Origin of the sequence: Kosakonia sp. H02, from assembly GCA_030704225.1 — a bacterium.
In the GTDB taxonomy this organism is placed as follows: domain Bacteria; phylum Pseudomonadota; class Gammaproteobacteria; order Enterobacterales; family Enterobacteriaceae; genus Kosakonia.
In genome coordinates, this window is record CP131915.1 from 1,799,812 (window position 1) to 1,814,265 (window position 14,454).

The window sequence follows — 14,454 nt, forward strand, 5'->3', positions numbered from 1 at the left end:
TCAGCTTTGCGCCACTTTGCGGGGAATAAACTCGTTTGCCACCGTTTCGCCCTGTAGCTGCAACGGTTGCGGCTGCGGGATCTCCGGAATAGCGACATCCAGATGTGGGAACAGCAGTTCGCCCACGCGATACGCTTCTTCCAGATGCGGATAGCCAGAAAGGATAAAGCTGTCGATACCGAGCGCCGCGTATTCGTTAATCCGCGCGGCGACCGTGGGACCATCGCCTACCAGCGCCGTACCTGCGCCGCCGCGCACCAGCCCGACACCGGCCCACAGATTGGGGCTTATCTCCAGTTTGTCGCGTCTGCCGTTATGCAGTGCTGCCATGCGCTGCTGACCGATGGAGTCCTGGCGGGCAAACGCGGCTTGCGCCTTTTCAATGGTGGCATCGTCCAGATGGGCGATCAGGCGATCGGCTGCCTGCCACGCTTCGGCGTTAGTCTCACGAACAATTACATGCAGGCGAATACCAAAGCGCACTTTGCGCCCATACACGGCAGCCTTTTCACGCACCTGCGCAATTTTCTCTTTTACCTGTTCTGGCGGTTCTCCCCAGGTCAGATAGAGATCCACCTGCTCAGCCGCCAGATCCTGCGCCACATCCGACGACCCACCGAAATAGAGCGGCGGGCGCGGCTGTTGCACTGGCGGGAAAAAGAGTTTCGCGCCGCGAACATGAATATGTTTGCCTGCGAAATCGACGGTCTCGCCCTCCAGCAAGCGACGCCAGACATGGGTGAACTCCGACGAAACCTCATAGCGCTCGGTATGGTCAAGAAACACGCCGTCGCCTGCCAGTTCCTGCGGATCGCTGCCGGTCACCAGGTTAAACAGCGCGCGTCCGTTAGAGAGCCTGTCGAGGGTTGCCGCCTGGCGTGCCGCCACGGTGGGTGAGACCACGCTCGGGCGCAGGGCAACCAGAAATTTCAGCCGCTGCGTCACCGGGATCAATGACGCTGCAACCAGCCAGGCATCTTCGCAGGAGCGCCCGGTGGGGATCAGCACACCGCTAAACCCCTGTCTGTCTGCGGCCTGGGCTATCTGCTGTAAATAAGCGTGATCCACCGGACGCGAGCCGTGATCGGTACCCAGATAGTGACCGTCACCGTGGGTAGGTAAAAACCAGAACAGATTCAGACTCATGATTTCGCTCCTTCTTTGGTCGGTTGCCAGATGCGGCTGCGGATATCAACTTTTTTCGGTACCAGCCGGTTGTCGTAAAAGAGATCGGCCGTTTGCTGTTGCAAGGTGGCGGTAGCTTCATTCACCGGGGTGATTCTGGAAGGCGGGCGATGATCGAAATAGGTGGCAATAACCGGCTGCGGTAGCCCCATGGTTTTGGCAAACAGCGCCACACTCTCATCACGCTGGCTCAGGGTTAATGCGTCCGCTTCGCTAAAGGTGTCCAGCACGCCCTGAATAAACGCACCATTCTTTTCCGCATATGGGCGCGCCGCTAAGTAAAAAGATCCGGTCTGTTTCAGCGTGGTGCCATCTTTCAGCACACGCACACCGCCTTGCAGCAGGGCCGCGGAGTAGTAAGGATCCCAGATGGCCCACGCGTCGACGTTATTTTGCTGAAAAGCAGCGCGGGCATCCGCCGGGCTAAGGAACACGGGTTGAATATCGCTGAATTTCAGCCCGGCTTGTTGCAACGCTCGCAGTAAGAGGTTGTGCGAGCTGGAACCTTTCTGGAACGCAACTTTATGTCCTTTCAGGTCGGCGACGGTTTTAATCGGGCTATTTTCGGCCACGAGGATCACTTCAGCTTTCGGTTTGGGCGGCTCAACGCCGACATAGACCAAATCCGCGCCCGCCGCCTGGGCAAAGATCGGCGGAATATCGCCGGTACTGCCAAGATCGATGCTGCCAACATTCAGCGCTTCCAGCATTTGCGGCCCGGCCGGGAACTCAATCCAGGAGAATTTGGTGTTCGGGTAACGTTTTTCCAGCAGCTGGTAACTTTTTGCCAGCACCATACTGACGCTGCCTTTTTGGTAGCCGATACGTAGCGCATCCGGCGCGGATTCGGCGGCATGCGCCAGCACTGAAAACGTTAACAAACCGCTCAGCACGAGCCAGGGCGCAGACTGTTTGAGGTGTTTAAACATGGGCAACTCCTTGCGGTGTGTGGAAATCCGGGGCCTGAATATCCCGGCGATGCAGCGCCTGCCAGAACGTTTCCAGCGCGTTATCCAGACGGGTTTGCAGGTTCGGTGTCAGGCTCGGTTTGTGCTGATAATCCAGCACCTGGCTGTCATCAGCGAAAACGCCGTGGAGGATCTCCTGGGCTTTGAGGGCGCTTAATACGGGCTTCAGCGCATAATCTACCGCCAGCATATGCGCCACAGTGCCGCCGGTTGCCAGCGGCAGCACGACTTTGCCTTCCAGCGCCCGTTCGGGCAGCAGGTCCAACAGGGTTTTTAGCGCGCCGGAATACGCGGCTTTATAGACAGGCGTGGCAACAATCAGCCCGTCGGCGTCTCTCAACTGCTCAATAAAGGTTTGCAGTGCCGGGCTATCAAAGCGCGCGTAGATCAGATCTTCCGGCGCGAAGTTTTGTAGATGCCAGTGACACACTTCAACATCCTGCGCATTCAGGCGCTCGCGGGCATATTCCAGTAACGCACTGGAACGGGAAGGAAAGCGGGGGCTTCCGGCCAGGGTGACAACGCGCATAATCGCTCCTTATAACCAATTGTTTGCTTTTAGATAACATCCATAACAATTAATGGCAGTGTGACAGAGGCGATTTATTCCACTAAATGATTTATTCGTGCAAAAGTTGCCGAAATTTGCATAAAGGAAAAGCGGGAGGGGAAACGATTGCGTCGATTTTACTTTTTTTGCCGCAGGTCAATTCCCTTTCGCGGCGCTTTCACTGATAATACGCCCCCGGTTTGCACACCGGGAATCCAGGAGAGTTCATGTACTATCCCTTCGTTCGTAAAGCCCTTTTCCAGTTCGATCCAGAACGCGCTCATGAATTGACGTTTCAACAATTGCGTCGTATTACCGGCACACCGCTCGAAGCGCTGGTCCGTCAACGCGTGCCGGAAAAACCCGTCAAATGCATGGGCCTGACCTTTAAAAACCCGCTTGGCCTGGCAGCCGGTCTGGATAAAAACGGCGAATGCATTGATGCACTGGGGGCGATGGGGTTTGGCTCCATTGAGATCGGCACCGTTACGCCACGTCCGCAACCGGGTAATGACAAGCCACGGATCTTCCGGCTGGTGGATGCCGAAGGTTTGATCAACCGCATGGGCTTTAACAATCTCGGTGTCGATAACCTGGTCGAGAACGTAAAGAAATCCCATTTTGACGGTGTGCTGGGTATTAATATCGGCAAAAATAAAGACACTCCGGTGGAGCAGGGGAAAGATGACTACCTGATTTGCATGGAAAAAACCTATGCCTATGCGGGTTATATTGCCATCAATATTTCTTCACCAAATACGCCGGGGCTGCGCACGCTGCAATATGGCGAGGCGTTAGATGATCTGCTAACGGCAATTAAAAATAAGCAAAACGATCTTCAGAATCTTCACCATAAATATGTTCCGCTGGCGGTAAAGATCGCGCCGGATCTTTCTGAGGAAGAACTGATCCAGGTTGCCGATAGTTTAGTTCGCCACAATATTGATGGCGTTATTGCCACCAATACCACGCTGGACAGATCGTTGGTGCAGGGAATGAAACATTGCGATGAAACCGGTGGCTTAAGTGGTCGTCCGCTGCAATTAAAAAGCACTGAAATAATCCGACGACTGTCGCAGGAATTAAATGGCCGTTTACCGATTATTGGCGTCGGTGGTATCGACTCGGTGATGGCGGCGCGCGAGAAGATTGCGGCTGGCGCAACGCTGGTGCAAATTTATTCTGGTTTTATTTTTAAAGGCCCGCCGCTGATTAAAGAAATCGTTACTCACATCTAATCTTTTTCTTACTCCTGAACAACCAGGGCTTTATTTCCAGCCCTGGTTGTTTTATATTCCGTCACTGTTGCTAATTTAAACATTTTAGTCTTTTCTTATAAGGTTAATAAACGAAGCGGCAAACAGGATGAAAAAGCAACAGGATGTTTAAGGGGAGGGGAGAAAGAAATGCGAATTAAACCTGACGATAATTGGCGCTGGTATTTTGACGATGAGCATGATCGTATGATGCTCGATTTAGCCAATGGCATTTTATTTCGCTCCCGATTCGCCCGTAAAATGCTGACACCCGATGCGTTCGCGCCATCGGGTTTTTGTGTTGACGATGCCGCACTTTATTACTCCTTCGATGAAAAATGCCGCGATTTAGAATTAACCAATGAGCAGCGCGCGGAACTGGTGCTTAATGCGCTGGTTGCCATCCGTTTCCTCAAACCGCAAATGCCGAAAAGCTGGCATTTTATGACGCACGACATGTTATGGTCGCCGGGGATGGGTGAAGGCGCCTGCGTCTGGCTGAGCGATACGCATGAGTGTGTAAACCTGCTGGTGGTTGAACCGGGTGAAAATGCTGCATTGTGCTTGCTGGCACAACCCGGCGTGGTCATTGCCGGGCGCACAATGCAGTTGGGTGATGCGATTAAAGTCATGAACGATCGTCTGAAGCCGCAGCTTCACGCTGCCAGCCTCAGTTACGAGCAGGCAGTTTAAAACGCCAGCCGCAACGCGGTTTTTGGCACGCAGCTACAACTGAGGATCGTTCCATCCTGCGCTATCGCTGATTTCTTCAGCGCACTGACTTCCCCTTCCACTAAACGGATCCGACAGCAGCCGCAAATTCCCGCCCGGCAGGAATACGGCACGCGAATTCCCTGGTTCTCCAGCTGTTCCAGCAACACCTGTTGGTTATTGCCGCGAAAGGTCTGCCCCTGCCAGTTAATTTCCACTGTGCCTGTCGGCTGAACATCCGGCTCGAAAGGCTCTTCTACTTCTCCCCCGCCGTAAGTTTTCGCCGGGCCTGTTGCCAGAATGGCAACCTCATCCCCGACGCGGATCACGCCGCTATTACGAGCGATCAGGTTCTGGCCGAAATCGACATCGCCATTATCCTGCGCGGTGCGAAAACGTTGCAGCGTAGCGAGTGGTTCGCCCGCGGGATGTTTTTGCCCCCGCTCGGGGCTAACGGTGGTGAACACGCAGCGGCTACACGGTTTGACGACATCAAACACCACATCGCCAATACGCACTACTTTCCAGCTATCTTCTTCCCACGCCTGTGCGCCCGTGACCACCAGATTGGGGCGAAACTGTTCCATTTTGACGCTGGCCGGGCAGCGATTTTGCAAATCGCGCAGCGAAGCTTCGTTGGTCAATAAATAAGGGAAGCCATCAGCGAACGAGAGTGGCACATCCTCGTGACGTTTTACGCGGCGGGTTAATTGCGGGCCAACCCAGCGTAATTGCACTTCGCGGCCAAAAAAACCGCTCAGCCAGGCGTTAATCCCGCCGGGCGCAATCAGCGCGGTAAAATGGTTTCCCCATACTTCTGTTGGTGCACTTTGTGGCGCAAAATCGGCAAAGCGAATCACCGCGCTGCTGCCATCCGGGGCCGTCAGATGCAGACCATCCGTTAACGGCGAGGGCAGAAAACGTACCATCTGCGGAAACTGGCGTGCGGTAATAAAGGTGCCATCGGGCTGAGTGATCATAAAAACGCGGTCAAATGCGAGGCCGCTGATATCGGCGAGCGCATGCGTCAGGCCAATTCCGCGCATGGATTTCACCGGATGGATATAAAGACGTGAAAGCGTAGGCACGTCTTCCTCCCTGTTAGACGAAAATTAGCCCTCAACTTTATGACATGCACGCCAGATTAGCTATAATGCGCAACAATTTTCGTTGAGTGTAAGTGACATTATGATTTCTCTGTTTGCCAGTACGGCCCGTGGGCTGGAAGAGCTGTTAAAAACTGAACTGGAAAAACTCGGTGCCGTTGAATGCCGCGTTGTTCAGGGTGGTGTCCATTTTGAAGGCGACACGCGGCTCCTGTACCAAAGCCTGATGTGGAGTCGCCTGGCGTCGCGCATTATGTTGCCATTGGGAGAATGCAAGGTTTATAGCGATCTTGATCTTTATCTCGGTGTGCAGGCGATCAACTGGACAGAGATTTTCAATCCGGGCGCGACCTTTGCCGTCCACTTCAGCGGCTTGAATGACGAGATCCGCAACAGCCAGTACGGCGCATTGAAGGTCAAAGACGCCATTGTCGATAGCTTTACGCGTAAAAACCTGCCGCGACCGAATGTCGAACGCGACATGCCGGATCTGCGCATTAATGTCTGGCTGAATCAGGACACGGCAAATATCTCCCTTGATCTCAGCGGCGAAGGCCTGCATTTGCGCGGCTATCGCGATCGCACCGGTATCGCACCCATCAAAGAAAACCTTGCAGCGGCCATTGTGATGCGCTCCGGCTGGCAGCCGGGTACGCCGCTGCTGGATCCGATGTGTGGTTCCGGCACGCTGCTGATTGAAGCAGCAATGGCGGCGACGGATCGCGCGCCGGGTCTGCACCGCGGCCATTGGGGTTTTGGCGGCTGGGCGCAACATGACGACGCGCTGTGGCAAGAGGTGAAAGCCGAGGCGCAAACGCGCGCGCGTCAGGGGCTGGCCGCTTATGTATCTCATTTCTACGGTTCCGACAACGACGCGTGCGTTGTCGAGATTGCCCGTAAAAATGCCCGTCGCGCTGGCATCGGCGAGCTGATCACCTTCGACGTGAAAGACGTCGCGCAGCTGACTAATCCGCTGCCGCAAGGCCCGCACGGGACGGTTATCAGTAACCCGCCCTACGGAGAGCGTCTGGAGAGCGAACCTGCACTGATTGCACTTCACAGCCTGCTTGGGCGTTTACTGAAATCGCAATTTGGTGGCTGGAGCCTGTCGCTGTTCAGCGCCTCGGTCGACCTGCTCAACTGTTTGCAATTGCGCGCCGAGCGTCAGTTCAAGGCCAAAAATGGCCCGCTGGATTGTGTGCAGAAAAATTATCATCTGGCGGAAAACACTGGCGAAGCGAAAGCGCCGACCATGGCAGAAGATTACGCTAACCGTCTACGCAAGAACGTTAAAAAGCTGGAGAAATGGGCGCGTCAGGAAGGTATCGAATGCTACCGCCTGTATGATGCCGATTTGCCGGATTACAACGTTGCTGTCGATCGCTATGGCGATTGGGTGGTGGTGCAGGAGTACGCCGCACCAAAAACTATCGATGCGCAAAAAGCACGTCAGCGCCTGTTTGATGTCATCGCCGCTACGATTAATGTATTGGGCATTGCGCCGAATAAGCTGGTGCTGAAAACCCGCGAGCGGCAGAAGGGCAACAATCAATACCAGAAGATGAACGAAAAGGGCGACTTTATGGAAGTGAGCGAGTATAACGCTCGTCTATGGGTCAACCTGACGGATTATCTTGATACCGGTCTGTTCCTCGATCACCGCATTGCCCGCCGTATGTTGGGGCAAATGAGTAAAGGCAAGGATTTCCTCAATCTCTTCGCCTACACCGGCAGCGCCAGTGTGCATGCAGGCCTGGGCGGGGCTCGCTCCACCACCACGGTGGATATGTCGCGCACCTATCTGGAATGGGCTGAACGCAACCTGCGTCTTAATGGCCTGAGTGGTCGCGCGCATCGCCTGATCCAGGCGGATTGCCTTGGCTGGCTGCGTGAAACTGACGAGCAGTTCGATCTGATCTTTATCGATCCGCCGACCTTCTCCAACTCCAAACGTATGGAAGACTCTTTTGATGTGCAGCGCGATCATATGCGTCTGATGGAAGATCTGAAGCGTCTGCTGCGTAAAGGCGGCACCATTATGTTTTCCAATAACAAACGCGGTTTCCGTATGGATCTCGACGGGCTGGCGAAACTGGGGCTTCAGGCACAAGAAATTACCCAAAAAACGCAGTCGCAGGATTTTGCCCGTAACCGTCAAATCCATAACTGCTGGCTGATTACCGCAGCCTGAAAGGATAAATAGATGTCATTAATCAGTATGCATGGTGCGTGGCTGTCGTTCAGCGACGCGCCGCTTCTCGATAATGCTGAGCTGCATATCGAAGAAAATGAACGCGTCTGCCTAGTTGGGCGTAACGGCGCGGGCAAATCCACATTGATGAAGATCCTCAACCGGGAAATTAACCTGGACGATGGTCGCATTGTCTATGAACAGGATTTAGTCGTCGCACGCCTGCAACAGGATCCGCCTCGCAATGTTAGCGGCAGCGTTTATGATTTCGTTGCCGAAGGCATCGAAGAGCAGGCAGAGTACCTCAAGCGTTACCACGACGTTTCCCATCTGGTGATGACCGATCCGAGCGATAAAAACCTCGCCGAATTGGCGCGGGTGCAGGAGATGCTCGATCATCACGGCCTGTGGCAACTGGAAAACCGCATTAACGAGGTGCTGGCGCAACTGGGTCTGACGGCAGATATGTCGCTTTCTGCACTTTCTGGCGGCTGGCTGCGTAAGGCGGCACTGGGTCGCGCGCTGGTGAGCGGGCCGCGCGTGCTGCTGCTCGACGAACCGACTAACCACCTCGATATTGAAACCATCGACTGGCTGGAAGGTTTCCTCAAGACCTTTGGCGGCACTATTATCTTTATTTCTCACGACCGTTCGTTTATCCGCAATATGGCGACACGCATTGTCGATCTCGATCGCGGCAAACTGGTCTCTTATCCGGGCAATTACGATCAGTACCTGCTGGAAAAAGAAGAAGCGCTGCGCGTGGAAGATCTGCAAAACGCCGAGTTCGATCGCAAGCTGGCGCAGGAAGAAGTCTGGATCCGCCAGGGCATCAAAGCGCGTCGTACGCGTAACGAAGGCCGTGTTCGCGCCCTGAAAGCGATGCGCCGCGAGCGCAGTGAACGCCGCGAAGTCATGGGCAGCGCCAAAATGCAGGTCGAAGAAGCTTCCCGCTCTGGCAAAATCGTCTTCGAGATGGAGAACGTTAACTACGGCGTTGACGGCAAAGAACTGGTGCGGGATTTCTCCACCCAAGTGCAGCGTAGCGACAAAATTGCCCTGATTGGCCCGAACGGCTGCGGTAAAACGACGTTACTGAAACTGATGCTGGGGCAACTGCAAGCCGACAGCGGGCGTGTTCATGTTGGCACCAAATTGGAAGTGGCCTATTTCGATCAGCACCGTGCTGAACTCGATCCTGATAAAACCGTGATGGATAACCTTGCGGAAGGGAAGCAGGAAGTGATGGTGAACGGTAAGCCGCGCCATATTCTGGGCTATTTGCAGGACTTCCTGTTCCATCCGAAACGGGCAATGACACCGGTGCGTGCGCTCTCAGGTGGGGAACGTAACCGCCTGCTGCTGGCACGCTTGTTCCTGAAACCCAGTAACCTGCTGATCCTCGATGAACCCACCAACGATCTGGATGTAGAAACGCTGGAGCTGCTGGAAGAGTTGATCGACAGCTATCAGGGCACTGTTTTGCTGGTGAGCCACGATCGTCAGTTTGTTGATAATACTGTGACCGAATGTTGGATCTTTGAAGGTCAGGGGCGTATTGGACAGTACGTCGGCGGTTATCATGATGCGCGCGGGCAGCAGGCTGCCTCGCTGGCCCATAAACAGGCGGCCGTCGCGAAAAGCGCGGAAGCGTCAGCAGGCAAAGCAGAAACGGTCAAACGTAACACGAACAAACTAAGCTATAACCTGCAACGTGAACTGGAACAGTTACCGCAAAAGCTGGAACAACTGGAAACGGAACTGGAAACATTGCAGGCACAAGTTGCCGATGCTAACTTTTTCAGTCAGCCACACGATCATACGCAAAAAGTCTTAGCTGATATGGCTTCGGCGGACCAGGCTCTGGAAGAGGCGTTTGAACGCTGGGAGTATCTGGAGGCTCTGAAAAACGGCGCATAAAGGGAGCCTGTATGTGTGAACATCACAACGCCACTCGCCACATTCTGTGCCCGCAATGTGACATGCTGGTGGCGTTGCCGCCGTTACAACGTGGACACAAAGCGGCGTGCCCGCGCTGCGGCACCACATTGACGACCGAGTGGGACGCGCCGCGTCAGCGTCCTACTGCTTACGCGATCGTCGCGCTATTTATGTTGCTGCTCTCCAACCTCTTTCCCTTCGTCAATATGAAAGTGGCCGGTGTCACCAGCGAGGTGACGCTGCTGGAAATTCCCGGGGTGCTGTTTTCGGAAGATTACGCCAGCCTCGGTACCTTCTTCTTACTGTTTGTGCAACTTGTCCCGGCGTTCTGCCTGGTGACCATTCTGCTGTTAGTTAACCGGGTGCGCATGGATTTTCGCCTCAAAATCACGCTGGCGCGGATTTTGTTTCACCTCAAAAGTTGGGGAATGGCCGAGATTTTTCTCGCCGGGGTGCTGGTGAGTTTCGTCAAATTAATGGCCTATGGCGATATCGGCATCGGCAGCAGTTTTATCCCCTGGTGTCTGTTTTGCCTGTTACAACTGCGCGCGTTTCAGTGTGTTGATCGTCACTGGTTGTGGGACGATATCGCCCCCGTGCCGCAGCCTGCACTGCCTTTGCGTGTCGGCGTGCCGGGCATTCGTCAGGGGCTGCGATCCTGCCCATGTTGTACGGCGATCGTCGCTATTGATAACCCCGTATGCCCGCGTTGCCATACCCACGGATATGCCCGGCGGCGCAACAGTATCCAGTGGACGCTGGCACTGCTGGTGACAGCGATGATGCTCTATCTCCCGGCCAATATCTTGCCGATCATGGTGACGGATTTATTAGGTGACCGCACGCCTTCGACCATTCTGGCCGGAGTGGTTTTGTTGTGGAGCGAAGGATCATATCCGGTGGCGCTGGTGATTTTTATCGCCAGTATTATGGTGCCGACGTTAAAGATGATTGGCATCGCCTGGTTGTGTATTGATGCGAAGGGCCACGGCAAGCGCGACTGTGAACGTATGCACTTTATTTATGAAGTGGTGGAGTTCGTCGGCCGCTGGTCAATGATCGATGTGTTTGTTATAGCGGTGCTGTCTGCGCTTGTACGCATGGGCGGGCTGATGAATATTTATCCTGCGATGGGTGCGCTGATGTTTGCGCTGGTCGTTATTATCACGATGTTTGCGGCAATGACTTTCGACCCGCGTCTGAGCTGGGATCGCGAGCCACAAACGCACCATGAGGAGTCGTTAGAGCATGGGGAATAAGAGTGGGGAAGCCCAGGTGCAAAAAGTGAAAAGCTGGTCGCCGGTGTGGATTTTCCCGATTGTAACGGCGCTGATTGGCGCGTGGATCCTCTTCTACCATTACAGCCATCAGGGGCCGGAAGTGACGCTTATCACCACCAATGCAGAAGGTATTGTTGGCGGTAAAACGACTATTAAGAGTCGAAGCGTTGATGTCGGCGTGGTGGAAAGTACCACCCTGACTGACGATTTGACGCACGTTGAAATCAAAGCGCGGCTCAATTCCGGCATGGAAAAGCTGTTGCATAACGATTCGGTCTTTTGGGTGGTGAAACCACAAGTTGGCCGCGAAGGCGTGAGCGGGCTGGGTACGCTGCTTTCCGGTGCGTATATCGAGTTACAGCCCGGTGTGAAAGGCAGCGCGCCTGAGCGCTACAGTTTGCTGGATTCCCCGCCGCTGGCACCGCCGGATGCGAAAGGGATCCGTGTGATCCTCGACAGCGCTAAAGCGGGCCAGTTGGCCGCGGGCGATCCGGTGTTGTTCCGCGGTTATCGCGTCGGCTCGGTTGAAACCAGCACCTTTGATACGCAAAAGCGCACCATGAGCTACCAGCTCTTTATTAATGCGCCCAACGATCGGCTGGTGACCAGTAATGTGCGCTTCTGGAAAGATAGCGGTATTGCCGTCGATCTGACGTCTGCTGGCATGCGGGTCGAGATGGGCTCCCTGACCACGTTGTTTGGTGGCGGCGTGAGTTTTGATGTCCCGGATGGCCTGGATTTAGGTCAACCGGTGGCGGAAAAAACGGCATTTACCCTGTACGACGATCAGCGCAGCATTCAGGATTCGCTTTATACCGACCATATTGATTACCTGATGTTCTTCAAAGACTCTATTCGCGGTCTGCAACCTGGCGCGCCGGTTGAGTTCCGCGGTATTCGTCTGGGTACGGTAAGCAAAGTACCATTCTTTACCTCCGGTATGCGTCAGGCGCTCAACGATGATTATCGTATTCCGATCCTGATTCGTATCGAACCGGAACGTCTGGCGAACCAGTTAGGCGAAGATCCTGATATGAGTGCGCATCTGAATGAACTGCTTAAGCGTGGCCTGCGTGGTTCGTTAAAAACCGGCAATATTGTCACCGGCGCGCTGTATGTGGACCTGGACTTTTACATCAATGCGCCGCCGGTCAACGGCATGCGTGAGTTTGCCGGTTACCCGATTATTCCGACGATGAGTGGCGGGCTGGCGCAAATTCAGCAACGGCTGATGGATACCCTGGATAAGATCAACAACTTGCCGCTGAACCCGATGATCCAGCAGGCGACAAATACGCTTTCGGAAAGCCAGCAAACGCTGAAGCGCCTGCAAACGACGCTGGATAATCTGAATAAATTGACTGCCAGCCAGTCGATGCAGCAGCTCCCGGCGGATATGCAATCGACACTGCGTGAACTTAATCGCAGCATGCAGGGCTTCCAGCCGGGGTCAGCCGCCTATAACAAGATGGTGGCAGACATGCAGCGTCTGGATCAGGTGCTTCGTGAATTACAGCCGGTGCTGAAAACCCTCAACGATAAGAGCAATGCGCTGGTATTCGAAGCGAAAGGAAAAGATGATCCGCAGCCGAAGAGGGCGAAATAATGAAAAAAAGCGCACTGGTTATGCTTGTGCTACTGCTGACAGCCTGTAGCAGCAGCGGCGATAACAAAAGCTACTATCAATTGCCCTCACCCGCGTTAACCACGGGGCAGGCCAGCATCGGGCAGGGGCAGGGAAATCGCCAGCTATGGGTCGAGCAGGTTTCCGTTCCGGATTACCTGGCGGGTAATGGCGTGGTCTATCAAACCAGCGATGTGCAATACGTTATCGCGAATAACAACCTATGGGCCAGCCCGCTCGATCAGCAATTGCGTAATACGCTGGTGGCTAATCTGAGTAACCAACTGCCGGGATGGGTGGTTGCATCGCAGCCGCTGGGGAGCGAGCAGGACACCTTGAACGTTACGGTGACCAGCTTTCATGGTCGCTACGATGGTCGGGTGATTGTCAGCGGTGAGTGGCTGCTTAAGCATCAGGGGCAGCTTATTAAGCGTCCTTTCTATATCGAGCTGAAGCAGCAACAAGATGGCTATGACGAGATGGTAAAAATGCTAGCGCAAGGATGGCAGCAGGAAGCCGTCCGTATCGCGACTGAGTTAAATCATCTGCCATAAGTTGATTTAATGAATAAAAAAACCGTCACAGGTAAATACTGTGGCGGTTTTTTTTGGCTTTCTGCCCAATTCATTACCTGTGCTGGCTCACACTTTTTGTACAAATGATCTTTCGGGTAGCTCACATTTATGACACTGGCGTGAATTTTGCGCATTGACGACGGGGTTTATTCAAGGTATTTGTGACCTGTGGTTGTGCATTTAGTAACCACTGTTTTCTTTTCCACCAGACCAAAGCATGAGGGAAACGAGGCATGAAGAGACAAAAACGAGATCGCCTGGAACGGGCACATCAACGTGGTTATCAGGCTGGTATTACTGGACGCTCGAAAGAGATGTGTCCTTACCAAACCCTGAATCAGAGGTGTGAATGGCTTGGAGGCTGGCGGCAAGCTATGGAGGACAGGGCCGTAATTGCCTGATTCTGTCTCTTTAGGAAAAGAAACCTCCGCCCGGCGGAGGTTTCGCGTTTGAGAGGGGGAAAACCCTTCTGTCAGAAAGCAGTGGTATCCTGGAACAGTCCCACTTTTAAATCGGCTGCGGTGTAAATGAGGCGGCCATCAACCAGCACTTCACCATCTGCCAGACCCATAATCAAACGACGGTTAACGATGCGTTTGAAGTGAATGCGGTAAGTCACTTTTTTTGCGGTTGGCAGGATCTGACCGGTAAATTTCACTTCACCTACGCCCAGCGCACGGCCTTTGCCTTCGCCGCCGAGCCAGCCCAGATAGAAACCAACCAGTTGCCACATGGCATCAAGACCGAGGCAGCCTGGCATTACAGGATCACCAATGAAATGGCAGCCAAAGAACCACAGATCCGGGTTGATATCGAGTTCGGCTTCAACATAGCCTTTATCGAAATTACCACCGGTCTCCGTCATTTTGACCACACGGTCCATCATTAACATATTTGGAGCCGGTAATTGCGGGCCTTTTTCGCCAAACAGTTCGCCGCGACCAGAGGCTAGAAGATCTTCTTTTGTATAGGATTCGCGTTTATCTACCATGTTCTCAGTAAGCCTTATTTGTAATTTCGGACGCAGGATAGCTAACACGTGTACGCTGAACAAGTCCGATCAGTTT

At 54.0% G+C, this 14,454-nt stretch carries 13 protein-coding genes; 8 read left to right on the plus strand and 5 right to left on the minus strand.

The genetic code is table 11. The features are described from left to right. Genes ssuD through ssuE form a run of 3 tightly spaced genes read right to left on the minus strand, consistent with a single transcriptional unit; the run spans position 1 to position 2,682 of the window. Complete coding sequence (gene ssuD / locus Q5705_08505) at positions 1-1,146, minus strand: FMNH2-dependent alkanesulfonate monooxygenase (protein WLI78567.1); 1,146 nt, start codon at positions 1,144-1,146, stop codon at positions 1-3. Beyond that, positions 1,143-2,114, minus strand: a complete 972-nt coding sequence (locus tag Q5705_08510) for a sulfonate ABC transporter substrate-binding protein (protein WLI78568.1) — start codon at positions 2,112-2,114, stop codon at positions 1,143-1,145. The genes ssuD and Q5705_08510 overlap by 4 nt, the downstream gene beginning before the upstream one ends. Further along, on the minus strand, positions 2,107-2,682 hold the full coding sequence (gene ssuE, locus Q5705_08515; protein ID WLI78569.1) for an NADPH-dependent FMN reductase: 576 nt from the start codon (positions 2,680-2,682) through the stop codon (positions 2,107-2,109). Before ssuE ends, Q5705_08510 begins: the two co-directional genes overlap by 8 nt. Positions 2,683-2,930: 248 nt before the next feature. Between ssuE and pyrD the strand changes: the two genes are divergently transcribed. After that, positions 2,931-3,941 (plus strand): quinone-dependent dihydroorotate dehydrogenase, encoded by a 1,011-nt coding sequence (gene pyrD, locus Q5705_08520; protein WLI78570.1) that lies wholly within the window; start codon positions 2,931-2,933, stop codon positions 3,939-3,941. A 168-nt stretch (positions 3,942-4,109) separates the two neighbouring features. After that, entirely contained in the window at positions 4,110-4,652 is a 543-nt protein-coding gene (gene zapC, locus Q5705_08525; GenBank protein ID WLI78571.1) for a cell division protein ZapC, read from the plus strand. On the opposite strand, the gene Q5705_08530 is transcribed toward zapC, so the two are convergent. Then, a complete protein-coding gene (locus Q5705_08530) occupies positions 4,649-5,758 on the minus strand; it encodes a YcbX family protein (GenBank protein WLI78572.1) in 1,110 nt (369 codons plus the stop codon). The genes zapC and Q5705_08530 overlap by 4 nt on opposite strands. Before the next feature lie 100 nt (positions 5,759-5,858). On the opposite strand from Q5705_08530, the gene rlmKL reads away from it, so the two are divergent. The 6 genes from rlmKL to rmf all read left to right on the plus strand — a co-directional run bounded on the left by rlmKL (position 5,859) and on the right by rmf (position 13,788). Beyond that, positions 5,859-7,967, plus strand: coding sequence for a bifunctional 23S rRNA (guanine(2069)-N(7))-methyltransferase RlmK/23S rRNA (guanine(2445)-N(2))-methyltransferase RlmL (gene rlmKL / locus Q5705_08535; GenBank protein ID WLI78573.1), 2,109 nt, complete (start codon positions 5,859-5,861; stop codon positions 7,965-7,967). 12 nt (positions 7,968-7,979) lie between these two features. Then, positions 7,980-9,887, plus strand: a complete 1,908-nt coding sequence (locus tag Q5705_08540; protein WLI78574.1) for an ABC transporter ATP-binding protein — start codon at positions 7,980-7,982, stop codon at positions 9,885-9,887. 11 nt (positions 9,888-9,898) lie between these two features. Beyond that, positions 9,899-11,167 carry a membrane integrity-associated transporter subunit PqiA gene (gene pqiA / locus Q5705_08545; protein ID WLI78575.1) on the plus strand — a complete coding sequence of 423 codons (1,269 nt, stop codon included), beginning with the start codon at positions 9,899-9,901 and terminating at the stop codon, positions 11,165-11,167. Then, positions 11,157-12,794 carry an intermembrane transport protein PqiB gene (gene pqiB, locus Q5705_08550; protein WLI78576.1) on the plus strand — a complete coding sequence of 546 codons (1,638 nt, stop codon included), beginning with the start codon at positions 11,157-11,159 and terminating at the stop codon, positions 12,792-12,794. The genes pqiA and pqiB overlap by 11 nt, the downstream gene beginning before the upstream one ends. Continuing rightward, on the plus strand, positions 12,794-13,366 hold the full coding sequence (pqiC, locus tag Q5705_08555; GenBank protein ID WLI78577.1) for a membrane integrity-associated transporter subunit PqiC: 573 nt from the start codon (positions 12,794-12,796) through the stop codon (positions 13,364-13,366). The genes pqiB and pqiC overlap by 1 nt, the downstream gene beginning before the upstream one ends. A gap of 254 nt (positions 13,367-13,620) precedes the next feature. Further along, complete coding sequence (rmf, locus tag Q5705_08560; GenBank protein ID WLI78578.1) at positions 13,621-13,788, plus strand: ribosome modulation factor; 168 nt, start codon at positions 13,621-13,623, stop codon at positions 13,786-13,788. A 71-nt stretch (positions 13,789-13,859) separates the two neighbouring features. Here the strand turns inward: rmf and fabA are convergent, their stop codons facing one another. Continuing rightward, positions 13,860-14,378 (minus strand): bifunctional 3-hydroxydecanoyl-ACP dehydratase/trans-2-decenoyl-ACP isomerase, encoded by a 519-nt coding sequence (gene fabA / locus Q5705_08565; GenBank protein ID WLI78579.1) that lies wholly within the window; start codon positions 14,376-14,378, stop codon positions 13,860-13,862. Positions 14,379-14,454 lie beyond the last annotated feature (76 nt).